We start from the raw sequence: 19,541 nt of genomic DNA on the forward strand, positions 1-19,541 counted from the left end.
ACAGCGACGATACGTGTCAGTTTATATTGAAAACGAATGATCGTGCTTTTATTTACACGCCGAATTTCGGCACGTATGATGGTCGACAAATATGGAATCCAAATCTGCATGGCAGAACACTGGAGGAGCGACGCAATGTCTGTGAAAGACCTGTTCCAACTGGACGGCAAGGTTGCCTTGATCACCGGAGGTTCGCGCGGACTCGGCCTGCAAATGGCCGAAGCGCTCGGCGAGATGGGTTGCCGTGTCGCGATCACCGCGCGCAAGGCCGACGAACTCGCCGAAGCGAAGGCGCATCTGCAGGGCCGTGGCATCGAAGTGCTGACTGTGATGAACGATCTGCAACGCTTCGAGGGCATACCCGGTCTCGTCGACGAAGTACTCCGCGCGCATGGCCGCATCGACATCCTCGTGAACAATGCGGGCGCCACGTGGGGCGCGCCGGCCGAGGACTATCCGGACGAAGCGTGGCACAAGGTGATGAACCTGAACGTCAACGCGCCGTTCTTTCTCGCGCGCGAAGTCGGCAAGCGCAGCATGATCCCGCGGCGTGCGGGCAAGATCGTCAACATCGCGTCGGTCGCCGGGCTCAAGGGCTCGCCGCCGGGCATGAACACGATCGCGTACAACACGTCGAAGGCCGCGGCGCTCAATTTCACGCGCGCGCTGGCGGCCGAATGGGGCAAGTACAACATCAACGTCAACGCAATCTGCCCGGGCTTTTTCCCGTCGAAGATGTCGGCGGGGCTGCTCGACAAGCTCGAAGACACGATCGTCTCGCGGACCCCGTTGCAGCGTCTGGGCGGCGATGAGGATCTCAAGGGTCCGGTGGTGTTTCTCGCGAGCGAAGCGTCGCGTCACATCACCGGCCAGTACTTCGCGGTGGACGGCGGGTCGAGCATCGTCTGAGGCGAGGCGTGCGGTTTTCAGATCGCCGTGATTACTGTCATCGCAGCGATTGACGCGCAGCGCGAACGCGCTGCGCTTACGCAAAAAAACTAGGAGACGCCGCATGGATTTTCAGCACTCGGACAAGGTCAAGCGTTTGCAGAAAAGCCTGAGCGCTTTCATGGACGAGCATGTGTATCCGGCCGAGGCGGTTTTCGACGCGCAGATGTACGCCGCGCGCGAGTCCGGCAACCGCTGGCAGCCTGCGCCGGTAATCGAGCACTTGAAGGAAAAGGCAAAGGCCGCCGGCTTGTGGAACCTGTTTCTGCCCGAGTCGAAATACGGCGCGGGTCTCACGAACCTCGAATACGCGCCGCTGTGCGAAATCATGGGGCGCTCGCATATCGGCGCGGAACCGTTCAACTGTTCCGCGCCGGACACCGGCAACATGGAAACGCTGGTGCGTTACGCGACGCCGGAACAGCAACAGCAATGGCTGCTGCCGCTGCTCGACGGCACGATCCGCTCGGCGTTCGCGATGACGGAGCCGGAAGTGGCGTCCTCGGATGCGACCAATATCGAAGCGCGCATCGTGCGCGACGGCGATCACGATGTGATCAACGGCCGCAAATGGTGGACCTCGGGCGCGAACGATCCGCGCTGCGAGATCCTGATCTTCATGGGCAAGTCCAATCCGGACCATCCGAGCCGGCACCAGCAGCAGTCGATGATCCTCGTGCCGATGGCAACACCCGGCGTCAAGGTGCTGCGCCACCTGCCGGTGTTCGGCTACGACGACGCGCCGCACGGCCATGCCGAAATCGCCTTTGAAAACGTGCGCGTGCCGGCGAGCAACATGCTGCTGGGCGAAGGGCGCGGCTTCGAGATCGCGCAAGGCCGGCTCGGACCGGGCCGCATTCATCACTGCGTGCGCCTGATCGGGCGCGCCGAGCGCGCGCTTGAAGCCATGTGCCGCCACTCGCTCGAACGTGTCGCGTTCGGCAAGCCGCTCGCGGACCAGGGCGTGACGCGCGAACGCATCGCCAACGCGCGCATCATGATCGATCAGACGCGCTTTCTCGTGCTCAATGCCGCGCACAAGATGGACACGGTCGGCAACAAGGACGCGCGCCAGGAAATCGCGATGATCAAAGTGGCCGCGCCGAGCATGGCCTGCCAGGTGATCGACTGGGCGATGCAGGTGCACGGCGGCGGCGCGGTCAGCGACGACTTCGGCCTCGCGCGCGCTTACGCGAGTTCGCGCACGCTGCGCTTCGCCGATGGTCCCGACGAAGTGCATCGCAATGCAATCGCGAGCGTGGAGCTGGCGCGTCATCTCGCGCATTGAACGCGCGTGAATTTCCGCGGCGCCGTCGTAGATGGCGAGCCGACTCGAGCGCTGACCCCAGCGCGGAACCTTGGCCGAGCCCAGCGCCGCATCACGCACAAAACTCCAGTGTGTCCGCCCGAGTGGCGGACGCGAACGAAACGCGCGGCAACCGTGAAGCGCGCCCGACAGTCCAGGAGACGCCTATGAATGAACGCCATCATCCACATTGGCCACCGCAAGTGCCGTTGCATCTGACGCTGCCGCAGACCAACATTTTCTATAACGCCGAAGTCTCGGCGGCGCGTTTTCCCGACAAGCCGTTTATCGTCTTTTACGACACCCCGGTTTCGTTCGCCGGGTTCAAGGACGAAGCCGAGCGGATCGCGGGCTTCCTGCAGCACGAGTGCCGCGTGAAGGCGGGCGACCGTGTGCTGCTCTATATGCAGAACAGTCCGCAATGGATCATCGCGTACTACGGCATCTTGCGGGCGAACGCGGTCGTGGTGCCGGTCAATCCGATGAACATGGGCGCCGAGCTGGCGCATTACGTCGAGGACAGCGGCGCGACCACGATCATCGCGCCGCAGTGCCTGTTCGCGAACGTCGAGCCGCTGATCGGCAACGGACCAGGGCAGGGGCTCGAACACGTGATCGTCGCGACGTATAGCGATTATCTGAAGCGGCCGTCGCCGATTGCCGTGCCCGAGTTCGTCGCCGCGCCACGCAAGACATTCGACATCGACGGCGTCACGCCGTGGCAAGCCGTGCTGGAGCGTCGCATCGCGCCCGGCCCGCTGACCGCTGGCGCCGACGATCTGTGCGTGATGCCCTACACGTCCGGCACCACCGGCAAGCCGAAGGGCTGCATGCACACGCATCGCAGCGTGATGAGCACGCTGCTCGGCGGCTGCGTGTGGTTCGCGTCGCCGTCGGACGGCGTCCATCTTTCGGTGCTGCCGTTTTTTCACGTCACCGGCATGCAGGGCGGCATGAACAGCGCGGTCTTTTCCGGCGCGACGATCGTCGTGCTGGCGCGCTGGGATCGCGACGCGGCCGCGCTATGCATGCAGAAATATCGCGTCACCGCATGGCAGTCGATCTCGACGATGATGGTCGACTTTCTGTCGAACCCGCGTCTGGCCGAATACGATCTGTCGAGTCTGACCGGTACGCGCGGCGGCGGCGCGGCGATGCCGGACGCGATCGCCAGAAAGCTCAAGGCGCTGACCGGGCTCGATTATGTCGAGGGCTATGGCATGTCGGAGACGATCGCCGGCACGCACATCAATCCGCCGCATCGTCCGAAACCGCAATGTCTGGGCATTCCCGTATTCGACGTGGACTCGCGCGTGATCGATCCGGTCACGTTGCAGGAAGTGCCACAAGGCGAAACGGGCGAGATCGTCGTCAACGCGCCACAGGTGATGCAAGGCTATTGGCGCAATCCGAAGGCGACCGAAGAGGCGTTCCTCGAACTCGACGGCAAACGCTTTCTGCGGACCGGCGACCTCGGGCATATCGATGAGGACGGTTATTTCTTCATGACCGACCGCCTCAAACGGATGATCAACGCTTCCGGCTACAAGGTCTGGCCGGCCGAGGTCGAGGCGCTGATGTACCGGCACCCGGCGATTCACGAAGTGTGCGTGATCGGCGTGAAGGACGAGAAGCGCGGCGAGACTGTTAAGGCGCTGGTGGTCCCAGACGCCGCGCATGCGGGGACCATCAGCGCCCAGGCGATCATCGACTGGGCGCGTGAGCAGATGGCCGCGTACAAGGCGCCGCGCATCGTCGAGTTCGTCGCGTCGCTGCCGAAGTCGGGCAGCGGCAAGATTCTGTGGCGCAAATTGCAGGAAGAGGATGCGGCGCGCACGGCGGCTGGCAGTGGCAATCATGGCGATGCGGGCAAATGTGACCACAACGGCGGCGCAGGCGCGGCGCGATGACATGGCTCGATACCTTGCTCGATGAACCACGTGTCGCACCAGGCGCGCTGGTGCCAATCACCAGCGCGCAATCGCAGAAAAAGCCGACACCAACCTAAGCATTGGGACAACGCATGGACAATTGTGCAGGCAAGGTCGCGGTGATCACCGGCGCGGGCTCCGCCTTCGGGCGCGAGTTCGCGAAGCTCGGCATGCGGCTCGTGCTGGCCGACGTACAACAGGACGCGCTCGACCAAACCCTCGCCGAGGTCGACGCGGCCGGCGGCCAGGAGATCGCGCGCCGCGTGGACGTGGCGAAGGGCGACGAGGTCGACGCACTGGCGCGCGCCACGCTCGACGCATTCGGCAGCGTGCATCTCGTGTTCAACAACGCGGGCGTGGGCGGCAGCGGCGGCCTCGTATGGGAGAATACCGAGCGCGACTGGCAATGGCTGCTCGGCGTCAATCTGTGGGGCGTGATTCACGGCGTGCGCGCGTTCACGCCGCTGATGCTGGAGGCCGCGAAACGCGATGACGGGTATCGCGGGCATATCGTCAATACGGCGTCGATGGCGGGTCTGCTCAATCCGCCGATGATGGGGCCGTACGACGTGTCTTGGCCTTCAAATAAAAACAGGCGCCGTGACCACCACGGCGCCTGTCTCCCACACACCGACAGAAGCCCTCACTTCGCCGCAGTCAACGAACTCAACGCCGCCTGCTTCAACTGCCCACCCTGAACCACCGCCGCGAGCGGATTGCCGATCACGAAGCCCCCGTGGTCATCGACCCCCGTCACGCTTTGCGGATTGTTCTGCGGCGGCAGCGCCCTCACGGCCTTGTCGAACTGATTGCGGATCGCGCTCGCGTCACTGACGCTGCCGGCCAGTTTCATCGCTAGCGCGGTCGCGTAGACCGCGGTGTAGTTCAGCGCCACTTCCTGGCTCGGATCGCGCCCGCCGTGAGTCTTGCGGAACCGTTCGACGAAGGCCTTCGCGTTCGGCGTCTGATCGTCGGCGAGCGGCAGCACGCCGATCGCGCCGTTCAGCGGCGCATAGCCGCTCGTCACCTTGGCCACCTCATCGAGCTTGGCCTGATCCATCACGATGAAGCCGCCCTTGAAGCCCAGTTCGCGCGCCTGCTGCGCGACCAGACCAGTCGGCTCGGACGGTCCGCCGATGAACAGCACATCCGGTTTGGCCGCGAGCACGCGGCTCACGCCGCTGTAGAAATCGGTGGCGCGGTTATAGGACATCGCGTTGTCCGCGACGACCGTGCCGCCGGCCGCTTCCCATGCGGGCTTGAACGCCGCGACCCAGACCTTGCCGTAGTCCGTGTCGGTGGCGGCCAGCGCGACCTTCTTGCCGTAGGCCGCCATCTCATACTTGATGAACGAGTTCAGATACGACGTGAACGCGGGCGGAATGCGCACGGTCAGCTTGTTGCCGCGTTCGCTGATCTGCGGGACGCTGGTGTACGACAGCAACAGCAGCTTCTGCTGCTCGTTGCTGGTCTGCACCGCGAAGCCGCCGCCCGAATGCGGCACGAGCACCACCGCGGCCTGCTGTTCCTGCGCGAGACGCCGTGCGTTGATCGCAGTTTCGCTGGGGTTGTACTTGTCGTCGAGCGGCACGATCTCGAACTTGATCTTTTTGCCGGCCACCTCGATGCCCGTCTGATTGACATCGACGGCGGCCATCTGCATGCCGTCGAGCACCTCCTGGCCGTACTTCGCCGCGCCGCCGCTCAACGGGCCCGAGAAGCCGATGTGCACCACCTGCTGCGCCATCGCGGCGCCCGCGCTCATCAGCGCGGTCGTAGCGACGGCCGCAACCAGTCCGGCGCGAGCGCGCAAGCGTTTGATCGTCATAGGTGTCTCCTTTGGGAAGGTTCGAATGCTGGAATGCGCCGCGCTCAGCGCGCGCGGCAATGTGTCGAATGCCGCGAATGCGTCAGCCGCCGACGTACGCTCGCCTGATCGCTTCGTTGTTCATCGGGCTCGCCTGATCGCCTTCGAGCACGATGCGGCCGTTCTCGATCACATACGCGCGGTGCGCGATCTTCAGCGCCGCGAACGCGTTCTGTTCGGCGAGGAGCACGGTGGTGCCTGCGCGATTGATCTGCTGGATCACGTCGAACACCTGCTTGACCACTAGCGGCGCGAGTCCGAGCGACGGTTCATCGAGCAGCAGCACCTTGGGCCGCGCCATCATCGCGCGGCCGATCGCGACCATCTGCTGCTGGCCGCCGGACAGCGACCCGGCCGCATGGTCCTTGCGTTGGGCGAGCAGCGGAAACAGCGCGAACACCTGGTCGAGATTGCGCTGATTGCCGGCCTTGTCGCCGCGATGCACGTATGCGCCGAGCGTGAGGTTCTTCAGCACCGACATGCCGGGGAACAGCTTGCGTCCCTCGGGGCACTGAATCACGCCGCTGCGCACGATCTGCGCGGGCGTCATGCCGAGCAGCTCGCGATTGGCGAAGCGCAGGCTGCCGCCCGCCGCGCGGCGCAAGCCGCTCGTCGCCAGAAAGATCGAGCTTTTGCCCGCGCCGTTGGCGCCGAGCAGCACGACCAGCTCGCCGTCGGCGGCGTGCAGATGGATGCCGTCCAGCGCGCGAAAACTGCCATAGTCGAGCGACACGTTGTCAAACTTCAGCATGCTCGCTCCCCAGGTAAGCGTCGATCACGGCCGGGTTCGCGCGAATCTCGGCGGGCGTGCCCTCGGCGATTTTCTTGCCGTAGTTCAGCACCATGATGCGGTCCGCCAGCTTCATGATCATGTTCATCTTGTGTTCGACGAGGCACACGGTCACGCCGTGTTTCACGAGCTTGCGGATCAGCTCGGCGAGGCCTTCGGTCTCTTCCGGATTCACACCGCCGGCCGGCTCATCCAGCAGCATCAGGCTCGGTCCGGTGGCGAGCGCTAGCGCGACGGCCGCGCGCTTGCGCTCTTCCTGCGAGATGTCGCCGGCCATCCTTGTAGCGAGAGCGGACAGGCCGACGAAGTCGAGCGCCTCGCGCGCCTTGTCGCGGCACACGCATTCCTCGTGCTTCAGACGCTGCGAATGCGTGAGCACGTCCCACAGCCCTGAGCGCGTGCGCAGACGATGGCCGACGATCAGGTTGTCCAGCACGCTGGCCCGGTCGAACAGCGCGGTGGACTGGAACGTGCGCGCGACGCCGAGACGCGCCATCTGGTCGGCGCCGAGCTTCGTCACCTCCTGGCCTTTGAAGCGGATGCGGCCCGAGCTCGGCAGATGCGTGCCGCTGATCAGATTGAAGAAGGTGGTCTTGCCCGCGCCGTTCGGCCCGATGATCGCGTTGATCTTGCCGGCTTCGATGTGCGTGCTGACGTCGTCGACCGCGACGAGGCCGCCGAAGCGTTTGCTGAGCGAATCGATTTCAAGCATGGCCGTCGCCTCCGGTGGGTTGCGGCCGGCGTGCGGCCATGCTGCCCGCGGGCGCCGCACGATGCGCGCGCCGCACCTTCCGCGCCTGATACAGGCCGACGATCCCGTTGGGCAAGAAGATCACCAGCACGATCAGGATCGGCCCGAACACGACGAAGCGGTATTCCTGCAAAAACTGCAGATACTGCGTGAGCCACGGGATGACCAACGCGCCGAGCAACGGACCGGCGAGCGTGCCGATGCCGCCCACCAGCATGTACATGGTCATGTCGAAGGTGTGTTCGACGCCTGCCAGATCCGGGCCGAGAAAGCGCACGGCCCCCGCATACAGCCCGCCCGCGAGTCCCGCATAGACGACCGACAGCACGAAGGCCAGCACCTTGTTGCGCATCAGGTTGATGCCGAGCGATTCCGCGAGTCCGTCGCTATTGCGGATCGCCATGAAAGTGCGGCCGAGCAGCGAGTCGACGATGCGATGCATCAGCCACACGCCGAACACGAGGAACGCGAACACGAGGTAATAGAGCGCGCGCGGATTCTCGAACGACACCAGCCCGAAACCCGACGGCGCCGGAATGCCGATGATGTCCGCCACGCCATGCGTGAGGCCGTCCCACTTCTCGATCACGAGAAACATGATGTAGCCCACACACAGCGTGAAGATCGAAAAGTAATGACCGCGCAGCCGCAGCGACACGAGGCCGACCAGCGCGCCGAGCACCGCGACCACTACGCCCGAGGCGATGAACGCGAGCCAGAACGGCACCTGATGATCGACGGTCAGAATGCCGACCGTGTACGCGCCCACCGCCATGAAGCTGCCGTGCGCGAGGTTGAACTGCCCGGTATAGCCGGTGATCAGATTCAGCCCGACGGTCGCCAACGCGAAGATGTACGCGGTGGACATCACGGTGAGCATGTAGTCGTTGGTGGCGACGAATGGAAACGCCAGCCCGAGCATGAACAGCAGCGTCCACCCGGGTTTGCCCTCGAGAAATTTCATGATGCGCGCAGTTCCCTGGTGAAGAGCCCCTGAGGACGAACCGACAGGATCACCACCAGCAGCACGAACGCGATGATGTCCTTGTAGTCGGTCGAGATATAGAACGCGCCGAAGCTCTCCGCCATGCCGATGATCAGCCCGCCGACGATCGCGCCCGGCACGCTGCCCATGCCGCCGAGAATGATGATGACGAAGGCCTTGAGGATCACCAGTTGACCCATGGCCGGATAGACCAGGTTGATCGGCGCGTAGAGCGTGGCGGCCACCGCCGCGAGCAGGCCCGAGATGCCGAAGGTGAGCATGGTCACCCGGTTCGCGTCGATGCCCATCAGCGACGCGCCTTCGCGGTCTTGCGCCATCGCCACGATGCTCGCGCCGATCACCGTGAACTTGAGGAACAGCTGCAGCAGTACGACCAGAGCGAACGCCGCGCCGATGATCAAGAGCCGCTGCAACGGCGCGCTCACGTTCCCCAGTTCGACAATGCCCGTATAAGGCGTGGGCATGCGGTGAAAATCGGCGCCCCAGAGCGCTTGCGCGCCGGCTTCGAGAAACAGCAGCAGACCGATCGCGGCGATCATCGGATGCAGTTCGGAGGACTGGCGCAACGGATTGAACACCAGCCGCTCGGCGAGGATGGCGAGCAGCGCGACCGCGAGGCCGGAGCCGATCATCGCCAGCCAGTAGTAGAGTCCGAGCCGGTTCATCAGGTAGAACGACACGAATGCGCCGACCATGTAGAACGCGCCGTGCGCGAAGTTCGGCACCGCGAGAATGCCGTACACCAGCGTGAGGCCGAGCGCGACGAGGCTGTAGATGCCACCGAGCGTCAACCCGTTGAGGACCTGCTGCAAAAACATATCCACGCTTTGACACCCTCCAGCAAGGCACACGGCGTGAGCACGGCCCCGGCTTCCGGGGCGCCGCGCGCCTGATTTGCGGACGGGACAACAGCCGCTGTTCGAACCAGACGACTGTTGCCGACGGTTGAAAACACGCCCTGAGGGCGCAGACTTCTAAACGCGATGGGCGGTGGTGCGGGACAAATTTGGCACGGGCGTTCAGTTTTCGTCAATAGGGTTTTGCATTCGCTTGTTCGGGCATCTAGAACGTGTGGCGGACGCCGACGTTCGCGCCCGCCGTCGTGCCGGTCGGCAGATTCAGCGCATTGTTGACCGAGAGTCCGTTGTGCATGGCGCCGTGATTGGTCACGAAACCGACTTGCGCATACGTGATGGTGGCCTTCGACAGCGCATACGTCACCCCGGTCGACGCCAGCACCGAATTGTTCGACGAGTCGTTGCCGTCGCGCGTGACCCACACGCCCGCGTCGACGTTCAGCGCCGGTGTGATCCGATAGCTCGCGCCACCCGAAAACACGCGGCTGTTGAATGACCCCGCGACCTTGTATTGCACATACGACGCTTTCAACGTCAGGTCGCTGAACGCGTAGCTCGCGCCGAGCGCGCGGCCGTTGAATTCGACCACGCTCGGCACCGGGATCGACGCGGCGCTGCCGCCCGCGTTGCCGCTATAGAGCGCGGCATCGACGGTCAACGGACCGAGGTGGTAGCGCAGGCTCGCCGAGTACTGGCGGCCGGCCTGGAAATCGCCCGCGGCGCCGCCGAGGGCCAGCAGCGCGCTGGCTTGCAGCCCGGCAATTTCCGGTGAGGTGTACGAAATGCCGTTGGGGTTGAAGAGGCCCGTCACAAAAACGTTGTTCAGGTAGGTGACGAGTCCGCTGCCGAAGTACGACATGTCGCGCGGGTCGACGTCGTATACCGCGAGGAAGAACGGCGAGAACTGCAAACCGGCCTTGACCGTACCGAAGCGGCTTTCCACGCCGACATAGGCGAGGCGGCCGAACAGGTTGTCGTTCGAATTGCCGAACGCGCCGTTCGCGACGCTGAAGCCGCTTTCGAGCTGAAAGATCGCGCGCATGCCGCCGCCGAAATCTTCCGCGCCGCGCATGCCGAAGCGCGAGCCGGACATGCCGCTGTCGGTGAACGAGTATTGATGGCCGGTGCTCTGGCCGGTCGTGGTGTTGAGCGTCTTGTTGGTGTAGAGCAGCGACGCGTCGACGATACCGTAAAGCGTGACGCTGCTTTGTGCGTGCGCGCTGTGGGCCGCGCCCAGCGCGCAGGCACCCATCAATCCGAGAATGGCTCCAATCCGATTGCGATGACTTGCCGGCATGCTGCGTGTCTCCTTGTTTTTGGATTCGACTTGGCGATGTGTTACGCGCTGCGGTTTCAATGGACAACAGCGTGCCCTCGCAATCTGATAAGGGATGCGAAATATCGGCGATGCTGGTTCGAATGTCGGTTGAATGCGCCGCGCGCTCATGTCTCCCTCAAGCGGCGCACCGGTGTGGCGACGCGCTCGTTGCCCGCAGCTTCGCGCACCGGATGCAGGCGCAATTTGGCACGACCGTTCGTACTATGTCAACGGGGTAAAACACGATTCGGACTGCAACGCAGTCCAGAATAGGGAAAACACTTGGCGCGCCACGCGAGGCTTATTTTTTTTGGATAAGCGCTTGTAATAAAGGGAATAGCTTGGAGGGTCGCGTTTGACCCAGGTGTCGTTGACTGTTTGGTGAGTTCTGCATTGCAGAACTCACGCCGGGCAGCCCATGCGCACCGAATCACAAGGCCGGACCCGCTACTTACGCATTGCAGCTTGCAATCTGCCGCTGCTGTCGCGGCGCTATATTCAATCAAGCAGAACGGACAACGCATTCAGTTGCGCTCGTCCGATTTGTCTGTAAGCTCTTGCCGACGAGCCGGTGTCACAATCGCGCCGCGGCTCGTCGTGGCGAACGAAGATTCGCAGTCAGGCTTCACTGCATTGTCGACTTTTCACAAGGGATATCAGATATGAAGAGCTCTGCCATTAAACGAATCATGCTCGCGGTTTCGCTCGGCGCGCTGGTCGCCGCGAGCATTCCGCTCGCCGCCGCGCAGGACGCAAGTGATGTCTCGGCTTCCCCTGCGGGCAAGTCGACGAACACCGCGAAACCGACCAAAGCAGAGCGCAAGGCGGCCCACAAGCAGGCCCGCGCGAAGAATAACGCGGAGCTGAAGAAACTCGAGGACGCAGGCTATCAGCCGGCCGCGAATGACCCGAACTATCCGGCCAAGCTGCAGCAGGCGGAAAAGAAGGCCGGGGTCGGCGCAGCCGCAAGCCAATAGCGTTGAACGCGGACGCCCTGCGCGCGGTCATTAGGCGCAGCGCGCGCCGGGCGTCTCGAACCGCATGTCGGCGAGCGTGTCGAGCTGCGTTTGGATTTGTCAGTGCTGCGGTTGCACGGCTTGGCGATCTAACACCCGCCTTTCAACCCGCCGTTTTCCGCCCGGCGCGAGCGCCACTTGCTCTAACGCGACATTCACGGCCGGCCTCGCCGGCGCCCGCCAAACCCTTGTCCCGCAACGCCCTCGCCATGCGCCGCCGGTCCGCGCGCCGCGCAGGTGTCGCATTTCCTCATGTGGTTGTCGCAAATAGTCGGCAACCCGCACTTTTTTCTGGCAACTATGTAGGCACAGCACGGACGCACGTCCGCCCCCGCCAGCGACTATCTTGCATGAGACCGGAGTAGGCGCTATGGGACCGGGGTAAGCGCCAAAGCTCCCACTCTGGTCGACCGCAATGACTTGCATGGGACCGGAGTAAGCGCTATGGGACCAGAGTAAGCGCTAAAGCGCCAACTCTGGTCGACACGCCAACTCTGGTCGACAAGGAGAGCATTCGATGGATTCCCCCAAGGTCGTGGTCGAAGGGCTATGCAAAGTGTTCGGCGCCAGCCCGCAACAGGCGCTCGCCATGCTGGCAACCGGCGCGACGAAAGAGGACGTGTTCGCGCGCACCGGTCAGATCGTCGGTGTGCACAACGTGTCGTTCGAAGTGAAGGAGGGCGAGATCTTCGTGGTGATGGGCCTGTCCGGCTCCGGCAAATCGACGCTGATTCGCCTGATCAATCGGCTCGTCGAGCCGACGGCCGGCAAGGTGCTGATCGACGGCCGCGATGTGGCGAGCGTGCCGCGCTCGGAATTGACCGCGCTGCGCCGCAAGGACATGAGCATGGTGTTCCAGTCGTTCGCGCTGATGCCCCAGCGCACCGTGCTGTCCAACGCGGCCTTCGGGCTCGAAGTGGCGGGCGTCGGCCGCAAGGAGCGCGAGAAGCGCGCGCTCGCCGTGCTCGAACAGGTCGGCCTCGCGCCGTTCGCGGACAAGCTGCCCGCGCAACTGTCGGGCGGCATGCAGCAGCGCGTGGGCCTCGCGCGGGCACTCGCGGTCAACCCGTCGCTGATGATCATGGACGAGGCGTTCTCCGCGCTCGATCCGCTCAAGCGCAAGGAAATGCAGAACGTGCTGCTCGATCTGCAACGCGAGCAGCAACGCACCATCCTGTTCGTGTCGCACGATCTGGAGGAGGCGATGCGCATCGGCACGCGCATCGCGATCATGGAAGGCGGCCGGGTGGTGCAGATCGGCACGCCGCAGGAAATCATCACGAATCCCGCCGACGATTACGTGCGCGCGTTCTTCGAAGGCATCGACACCAGCCGCTATCTGACCGCCGGCGATCTGATGCAGACCGACGCCGTGCCGCTCATGCAGCACTCGTCGCGGCTCGACGCATCGAGCGTCGCCGCGACCCTCAACGGCAGCGCCGACTACGCATTCGTGCTGGACAGCGAGCGCAGGATTTGCGGCTTCGTATGCCGCGATGCGCTGGGCAGCGCGTCGCCGCAGCTCAACCAGATCGAATGCATCCGCCGCAGCACGCCCCTCGACGACGTGGTGGAACGCGTGGTGGCGAGCCGCGCGCCGCTGCCGGTCGTCGAAGCGGACGGCTCCTACTGCGGCTCGGTCAACAAGACGAACGTGCTGCACGTTCTCACGCGCCATCGAGGTTCCCATGTCTGAAGTCATTCCACTTGGCGCCTGGGTCGATCACGGCGTTCACTATCTGCTGAACCACGACGCCAAGGCGTTCGATTCCATCGGCAAGGTCATCGAGAGTTTCGCGGCGATGGTCGAGCACGGTCTGCAAGCCGTGCCGATGTGGGCGCTGATGGCGTTCTTCGTCGGCATCGGCTTGTGGCGGGTGGGCTGGCGCTTCGCGCTGTTCACGCTGCTGGCGCTGCTGCTGATCTACGGCACCGGCTTCTGGGATCAGATGGTGATCACGCTCGGCCTCACGCTCTCTTCCACGCTGATCAGCCTGCTGCTCGGCATCCCGCTCGGCATCTGGACCGCGAAGAGCCGCGCCGTCGAGATGATCGTGCGCCCGGTGCTCGACCTGATGCAGACCATGCCCGCCTTCGTCTACCTGATTCCGGCCGCGATGCTGTTCGGCCTCGGCCGCGTGCCGGGCATCCTGTCGACGGTGATCTTCGCGATGCCGCCTGCCGTGCGCCTGACCTCGCTCGGCATCAAGCACGTGAACCGCGAGATCGTCGAGGCGGGCCAGGCGTTCGGCTGCACGCCGTGGCAACTGCTCTACAAGGTGCAGTTTCCGAACGCGCTGCCGTCGATCATGACGGGCGTGAATCAGACCATCATGATGGCGCTGTCGATGGTGATCATCGCGTCGATGGTCGGCGCGGGCGGTCTGGGCAACGACGTGCTGGCGAGCATTCAGCGGCTCGATATCGGACTCGGCTTCGAAAGCGGCCTCTCCGTGGTGATGCTCGCGATCATTCTCGACCGTATCACGGAGAGCTTCGGCCGCGCGCCGGGGATGGCGCGCGCGCCGCTGCTGTCGGGGCTGCGCAGCGTGATGAAGGTGCGCCGCGCGCCGGCCGCGCAGCACGGCTGAGCCGCCGATGAAGCGCGACGCGCTCACACCCGCCCGGCGAGAGGCCGATTCGCCGTTGTCGGGGCTCGCACACTTCGGCTTTCTGACCTTGCCGAACTTTTCGATGATCGCGTTCACCAGCGCGGTCGAGGTACTGCGCATGGCCAACTACGTGGGCCGCGCGCAGCACTACAGCTGGTCGGTCATCACGCCGGACGGCGAGCCGGCGCGCGCGAGCAACGGCATCACCGTGAAGCCGACCACGACGCTTGCCGAAGCCGGCATGCCGGATGTGCTGTTCGTCTGCGCCGGCTGGCACGTGCGCGATCACGTCGGCGAGACGATCATCGCGTTGCTGCGCGAGGTGGCCGCGCGGGGCATTCCGCTCGGCGGCATCTGCACGGGACCGTATGCGCTGCTGGCCGCGGGCCTGCTCGACGGCTATCGCGCGACCGTGCATTGGGAGGACATGTCGCCGTTGCATCAGCGCCATCCGCACGTGCGTTTCGCCGACGAGCTGTTCGTGATCGACCGTGACCGGATGACCTGCACGGGCGGCACCGCGCCGCTCGATCTGATGCTGAATCTGGTCGGCCTGCGGCTCGGGCCCGCGGTGGCGGCGCAGGTCTCCGAGCAGTTCATCGTCGAGCGGATTCGCGGCTCGACCGACTATCAGCACATTCCCGTCGACGCGCGGGTCGGCTTCTCGCGCGCCGAGCTGATCGAGGTGGTGCGGCTGATGGAAGCGAACATCGAGGAGCCGCTATCGCTCGACGAACTCGCGCGGCTCGTGCAGTTGTCGCAACGTCACTTGCAGCGCATGTTCAAAATGTTCCTGAGCGTGTCGCCCACGCACTACTACCTGACGCTGCGCTTGCGGCGCGCTCGCGAGTTGCTGCGCAATACGGATGCGTCGATTGCGCGGGTGACAGCCGTGTGCGGCTTTCATTCGCCGTGTCATTTCAGCAAGGCTTATCGTGCGCAGTTCGGGCATGCGCCGAGTGTGGAGCGGCGCTTGTCGGCGTGAGGCGAGGCAATCATCGCGCGCCTCAGATCGCCTGCGCCCGCCCCGGAAACGTTTCGTCGTAACCCGAGCCGTCGTCGGTCTGCGCCGCCGTGCCGCGTTGCTCGCGATACATGACGGGCGGCAAGCCGAACTGCTTGCGGAATTCGCGGCCCAGATGCGACGCGTCGGAAAAGCCGCAACTCGATGCGATGTCCGCCACGGTCTTGTCCGAACTCGTCAGCAGCCACGCGGCGGTGCGCAAGCGCACCTGCTTCGCGTAGGCCTGCGGCGCCTTACCGGTTTGCGCCTTGAAGAGCCGTTCGAGCTGGCGCGGCGACAGGTCGAGCTTGCGCGCCAGTTCGTCGAGCGGCAACGAGCGGCCCACGTGCTGCTCCATCAGCAGGATCGCGCGCTTGACCTTCGGATGCGCGGCGGGCGCGAGGCCCGGCGGATGCGGTTGCGGCGCGTTGCCTTTCTGCATGTCGTCGACCAGCAGGATGCGCAGCGCCTTCTGCACGGTGGCGGTGTCGAAATGACGCAGCAGGATCGCCGCGGCCACGTCGATCGACGCCCGTCCGCCGGAACACGTGATGCGCCGCCGGTCGATCACGAACAGCCGGTCCGCGACCAGCGCTTCCTCGTTCACCGACGGAAAGCGCTCGATGAAATCCCAGTAGTGAAACCAGCTCACGCAGATGCGATGCCCGTCGAGCACGCCCGCGCGCATCAGCGAGAACACGCCGGTGCACATGCCGACCAGCGTCGCGTCGGTGGCGGCGGCGCGGCGGATGAACGCGAGCGTCGCGTCGCTCGCGGCGGGTCCCGAATGCAGCAGGCCGCCGACCACCACCACGTAGTCGAACGGCTCGGCGTTGTCGAACGTCTCCCACGGCGTGATCTGGATGCCGCAACTCGCGCGCACCGGTGCGAGGGTTTCCCCTAGCACGCTCCACGAACAGCGCACCGGCTTGCTGAAGTCGCCTTCGTCGGCGGACAGGCGCAGCAGGTCGACGAAGCCGGAGAACGCCGTCAGCGTGAAGTTCGGCAGCAGGATGATGCCGAAGCGGATGCGTTGCTTCGCGGCGCCGTCGACGGATTGAGGGGGAAGCGGTTCAGCGGAATTCATGCAGGCAGCCGGCAAGGAAAGGGTGGAGTCGGGCATGGCGGCAGGCTGAGACAGCGCTCGAACGCAGACCTGGCGCGTGGCAGCTTGCCATGTTCATTCAGTGACGCCAACGCTGCCGTTGCGAGGTCAGCATGGCGAGCATCGAGGCCAACACCTGTCGCCAATGCGTCAGAACTCATCGCAAATGCGCCGCCACGCTTGGCCGATGGCCCGCTTGACGCCACTATCCCACTGTCATGCCGTTTTTATTCTAGCGATTCAAAGCGGCGTGCGGTGCAATAGCGACACATTCACTTGATGCACCTACGCACAAGGCACCCCATGAACGTCAGCGTCTTCGATCTGTTCAAGATCGGCATCGGTCCTTCGAGCTCGCACACGGTCGGGCCGATGATCGCCGCCTGCCGCTTCGCTTCGCATATCGAAGACGCGAACCTGCTCGGCTTCGTGCGGCGGTTGAAGGTCGAGCTGTTCGGCTCGCTCGGCGCGACCGGCAAAGGGCACGGCACCGACAAGGCGCTTTTGCTCGGACTCGAAGGCAATCTGCCCGATCTGATCGACCCGGACCTGATCGAGCCGCGCTTGCGCTCGATCCGCGAGACGAAACGACTGGCGCTGCTCGGCAAGCATGCGATCGGCTTCGACGAGCGCGAGCACCTCGGCTTTTTCCGCAAGCTGATGCCGGGCGCGCCGGGCTCGGGCATCGTGCATCCGAACGGGATGCGCTTTCAGGCGTTCGACGAACACGGCCAGTTGCTGGTGGAGAAAGAGTATTACTCGATCGGCGGCGGCTTCGTGGTCAACCGCGAAGGCGATCGCGTGAACGGCCTGCGTGTCGGCGCGCCGGTGCCGTATCCGTTTCGCACCGGCGCCGACCTGATGCGGGTGTGCCGCGAAACCGGCCTGTCGATCGCGCAGGTGGCGCTGCGCAATGAATGCGCGACGCGCACCGAGCCCGAAGTGCGCGAAGGCCTGCTGGCAATCTGGCGCGTGATGGCCGCCTGCGTCGAGCGCGGCTGCACGGTGCGCGGCGAGTTGCCCGGCCCGATGCACGTGAAGCGCCGCGCCGCCGATCTGTGCGCGCAACTGCGCACGCGCTCGGAAGAGTCGCTGCGCGACCCGTTGTCGATGCTCGACTGGGTCAACCTGTACGCGATGGCCGTCAACGAAGAAAACGCCGCCGGCGGGCGCGTGGTGACCGCGCCGACCAATGGCGCGGCCGGCGTGATTCCGGCGGTGCTGCACTACTACGTGAAGTTCATGCATGCGTCGAGCGACGCGGGCATTGTCGACTTCCTGCTGACCGCCGCCGCGATCGGCGTCATCTACAAGGAAACCGCGTCGATCTCCGGCGCCGAAGTGGGCTGCCAGGGCGAGGTGGGCGTGGCCTGCTCGATGGCCGCCGCGGCGCTCGCCGCCGTGATGGGCGGCACGCCCGCCCAAGTGGAGAACGCCGCCGAAATCGGCATGGAGCACAACCTCGGCATGACCTGCGACCCAGTCGGCGGGCTCGTGCAGATTCCGTGCATCGAACGCAACGCGATGGGCGCGATCAAGGCGCTGAACGCGGCGCGCATGGCGATGAAGGGCGACGGCCAGCACTACGTGTCGCTCGACAACGTGATCAAGACGATGCGCGAAACCGGCGCCGACATGAAGACGAAATACAAGGAGACGTCGCGCGGCGGGTTGGCCGTGAACGTCATCGAGTGTTGAAAGAGACCGCATTGAGACAAGGACCGACGATGAGCCGCTATTCGATATTCAGCCTGTTGCGCAACGGGATGTCGTATCACGAGAACTGGGAGCGACAGTGGAAGAGCCCCGAGCCCAGGCGTGAATACGATGTCGTGATCGTCGGCGGCGGCGGGCATGGTCTCGCCACCGCGTACTACCTCGCGAAAGAGCATGGCGTGCGCAATGTCGCGGTGCTGGAGAAGGGCTGGATCGGCGGCGGCAATACGGCGCGCAATACGACCATCGTGCGCTCGAACTACCTGTGGGACGAATCGGCCGCGCTCTACGAAAAGGCGATGAAGCTGTGGGAAGGGCTCTCGCAGGATCTGAACTACAACGTGATGTTCAGCCAGCGCGGCGTGATGAATCTCGCGCACACGTTGCAGGACGTGCGCGACACCGAGCGCCGTGTGAACGCGAACCGTCTGAACGGCGTGGACGCGGAGTTCCTCACGCCCGCGCAGATCAAGGAGATCGAACCGACCATCAATCTGGACAGCCGCTATCCGGTGCTCGGCGCATCGATCCAGCGGCGCGGCGGCGTGGCCCGGCACGATGCGGTGGCCTGGGGTTTCGCGCGCGGCGCGGACCAGGCGGGCGTCGACATCGTGCAGAACTGCCAGGTGACCGGGATTCGCCGCGACGGCAGTCAGGTAGTCGGCGTGGAGACCACGAAGGGTTTCATCAAGGCGAAGAAGGTCGCGGTGGTCGCGGCGGGCAACACCTCGACGCTGGCCGACATGGCCGGCGTGCGGCTGCCGCTGGAAAGCCATCCGTTGCAGGCGCTCGTGTCCGAGCCGATCAAGCCGGTGGTCAATACGGTGGTGATGTCGAACGCGGTGCATGCGTATATCAGCCAGTCCGACAAGGGCGATCTGGTGATCGGCGCGGGCGTCGATCAGTACACGGGCTTCGGGCAGCGCGGCAGTTTCCAGATCATCGAAGGCACGCTCGAAGCGATCGTCGAAATGTTTCCGGTGTTCTCGCGGGTGCGCATGAACCGGCAGTGGGGCGGCATCGTCGATGTGTCGCCGGATGCATGCCCGATCATCAGCAAGACCGATGTGAAGGGGCTCTACTTCAATTGCGGCTGGGGGACGGGTGGCTTCAAGGCGACGCCGGGTTCGGGCTGGGTCTATGCGCACACCATCGCGAGGGATGAACCGCATCCGCTGAACGCGGCGTTCTCGCTGGAGCGCTTCTATACCGGTCACCTGATCGACGAGCACGGCGCGGCTGCCGTTGCGCACTAATGTTGTACATGGGACCAGAGTAAGTGCTAAAGCACCAACTCTGGTCGACAGGAGAACTC

16 protein-coding genes and 1 pseudogene are annotated in these 19,541 nt (G+C 64.5%); 10 read left to right on the forward strand and 7 right to left on the reverse strand.

Annotated features, from left to right (window positions below; all coding sequences use genetic code 11):
- The first annotated feature begins 135 nt into the window (after positions 1-135).
- From PQR02_RS11930 to PQR02_RS11945, 4 genes and pseudogenes are all read left to right on the forward strand, one after another.
- On the forward strand, positions 136-909 hold the full coding sequence (locus PQR02_RS11930) for an SDR family oxidoreductase (RefSeq protein WP_408230178.1): 774 nt from the start codon (positions 136-138) through the stop codon (positions 907-909).
- A 103-nt stretch (positions 910-1,012) separates the two neighbouring features.
- Entirely contained in the window at positions 1,013-2,236 is a 1,224-nt protein-coding gene (locus PQR02_RS11935) for an acyl-CoA dehydrogenase family protein (protein WP_408230181.1), read from the forward strand.
- Positions 2,237-2,421: 185 nt separating this feature from the next.
- On the forward strand, positions 2,422-4,164 hold the full coding sequence (locus PQR02_RS11940; protein ID WP_408230184.1) for a long-chain fatty acid--CoA ligase: 1,743 nt from the start codon (positions 2,422-2,424) through the stop codon (positions 4,162-4,164).
- Between the two features lie 113 nt (positions 4,165-4,277).
- Positions 4,278-4,760 (forward strand): annotated as a pseudogene (locus tag PQR02_RS11945) (SDR family NAD(P)-dependent oxidoreductase); the annotation flags it as partial.
- 68 nt (positions 4,761-4,828) lie between these two features.
- On the opposite strand, the gene PQR02_RS11950 reads toward PQR02_RS11945, so the two are convergent.
- The 6 genes from PQR02_RS11950 to PQR02_RS11975 form a co-directional block, all read right to left on the reverse strand.
- Positions 4,829-6,013, reverse strand: coding sequence for an ABC transporter substrate-binding protein (locus PQR02_RS11950; protein WP_408230187.1), 1,185 nt, complete (start codon positions 6,011-6,013; stop codon positions 4,829-4,831).
- Between the two features lie 82 nt (positions 6,014-6,095).
- A complete protein-coding gene (locus tag PQR02_RS11955; protein WP_408230190.1) occupies positions 6,096-6,803 on the reverse strand; it encodes an ABC transporter ATP-binding protein in 708 nt (235 codons plus the stop codon).
- Positions 6,790-7,554, reverse strand: coding sequence for an ABC transporter ATP-binding protein (locus PQR02_RS11960; protein ID WP_408230193.1), 765 nt, complete (start codon positions 7,552-7,554; stop codon positions 6,790-6,792). The genes PQR02_RS11955 and PQR02_RS11960 overlap by 14 nt, the downstream gene beginning before the upstream one ends.
- Positions 7,547-8,557 (reverse strand): branched-chain amino acid ABC transporter permease, encoded by a 1,011-nt coding sequence (locus PQR02_RS11965; RefSeq protein ID WP_408230196.1) that lies wholly within the window; start codon positions 8,555-8,557, stop codon positions 7,547-7,549. Before PQR02_RS11965 ends, PQR02_RS11960 begins: the two co-directional genes overlap by 8 nt.
- Positions 8,554-9,417, reverse strand: a complete 864-nt coding sequence (locus tag PQR02_RS11970) for a branched-chain amino acid ABC transporter permease (RefSeq protein WP_408230476.1) — start codon at positions 9,415-9,417, stop codon at positions 8,554-8,556. The genes PQR02_RS11965 and PQR02_RS11970 overlap by 4 nt, the downstream gene beginning before the upstream one ends.
- Positions 9,418-9,661: 244 nt before the next feature.
- Positions 9,662-10,753 (reverse strand): porin, encoded by a 1,092-nt coding sequence (locus PQR02_RS11975; RefSeq protein ID WP_408230199.1) that lies wholly within the window; start codon positions 10,751-10,753, stop codon positions 9,662-9,664.
- A gap of 683 nt (positions 10,754-11,436) precedes the next feature.
- Between PQR02_RS11975 and PQR02_RS11980 the strand changes: the two genes are divergently transcribed.
- The 4 genes from PQR02_RS11980 to PQR02_RS11995 all read left to right on the forward strand — a co-directional run bounded on the left by PQR02_RS11980 (position 11,437) and on the right by PQR02_RS11995 (position 15,387).
- A complete protein-coding gene (locus PQR02_RS11980; RefSeq protein WP_408230202.1) occupies positions 11,437-11,751 on the forward strand; it encodes a hypothetical protein in 315 nt (104 codons plus the stop codon).
- A gap of 556 nt (positions 11,752-12,307) precedes the next feature.
- A complete protein-coding gene (locus PQR02_RS11985) occupies positions 12,308-13,486 on the forward strand; it encodes a quaternary amine ABC transporter ATP-binding protein (protein ID WP_408230205.1) in 1,179 nt (392 codons plus the stop codon).
- Complete coding sequence (choW, locus tag PQR02_RS11990; RefSeq protein ID WP_408230208.1) at positions 13,479-14,381, forward strand: choline ABC transporter permease subunit; 903 nt, start codon at positions 13,479-13,481, stop codon at positions 14,379-14,381. The genes PQR02_RS11985 and choW overlap by 8 nt, the downstream gene beginning before the upstream one ends.
- 7 nt (positions 14,382-14,388) lie before the next feature.
- Positions 14,389-15,387, forward strand: coding sequence for a GlxA family transcriptional regulator (locus PQR02_RS11995; protein WP_408230211.1), 999 nt, complete (start codon positions 14,389-14,391; stop codon positions 15,385-15,387).
- 22 nt (positions 15,388-15,409) lie between these two features.
- Here PQR02_RS11995 and PQR02_RS12000 read toward each other — a convergent pair whose 3' ends face one another.
- Positions 15,410-16,492 (reverse strand): GlxA family transcriptional regulator, encoded by a 1,083-nt coding sequence (locus PQR02_RS12000; RefSeq protein WP_408230214.1) that lies wholly within the window; start codon positions 16,490-16,492, stop codon positions 15,410-15,412.
- A 321-nt stretch (positions 16,493-16,813) separates the two neighbouring features.
- On the opposite strand from PQR02_RS12000, the gene PQR02_RS12005 reads away from it, so the two are divergent.
- A complete protein-coding gene (locus tag PQR02_RS12005) occupies positions 16,814-18,208 on the forward strand; it encodes an L-serine ammonia-lyase (protein WP_408230217.1) in 1,395 nt (464 codons plus the stop codon).
- A 29-nt stretch (positions 18,209-18,237) separates the two neighbouring features.
- A complete protein-coding gene (locus tag PQR02_RS12010) occupies positions 18,238-19,482 on the forward strand; it encodes a sarcosine oxidase subunit beta family protein (RefSeq protein WP_408230220.1) in 1,245 nt (414 codons plus the stop codon).
- Positions 19,483-19,541 lie beyond the last annotated feature (59 nt).

This window comes from Paraburkholderia sediminicola (assembly GCF_046026895.1).
Lineage (GTDB): Bacteria > Pseudomonadota > Gammaproteobacteria > Burkholderiales > Burkholderiaceae > Paraburkholderia > Paraburkholderia sediminicola_C.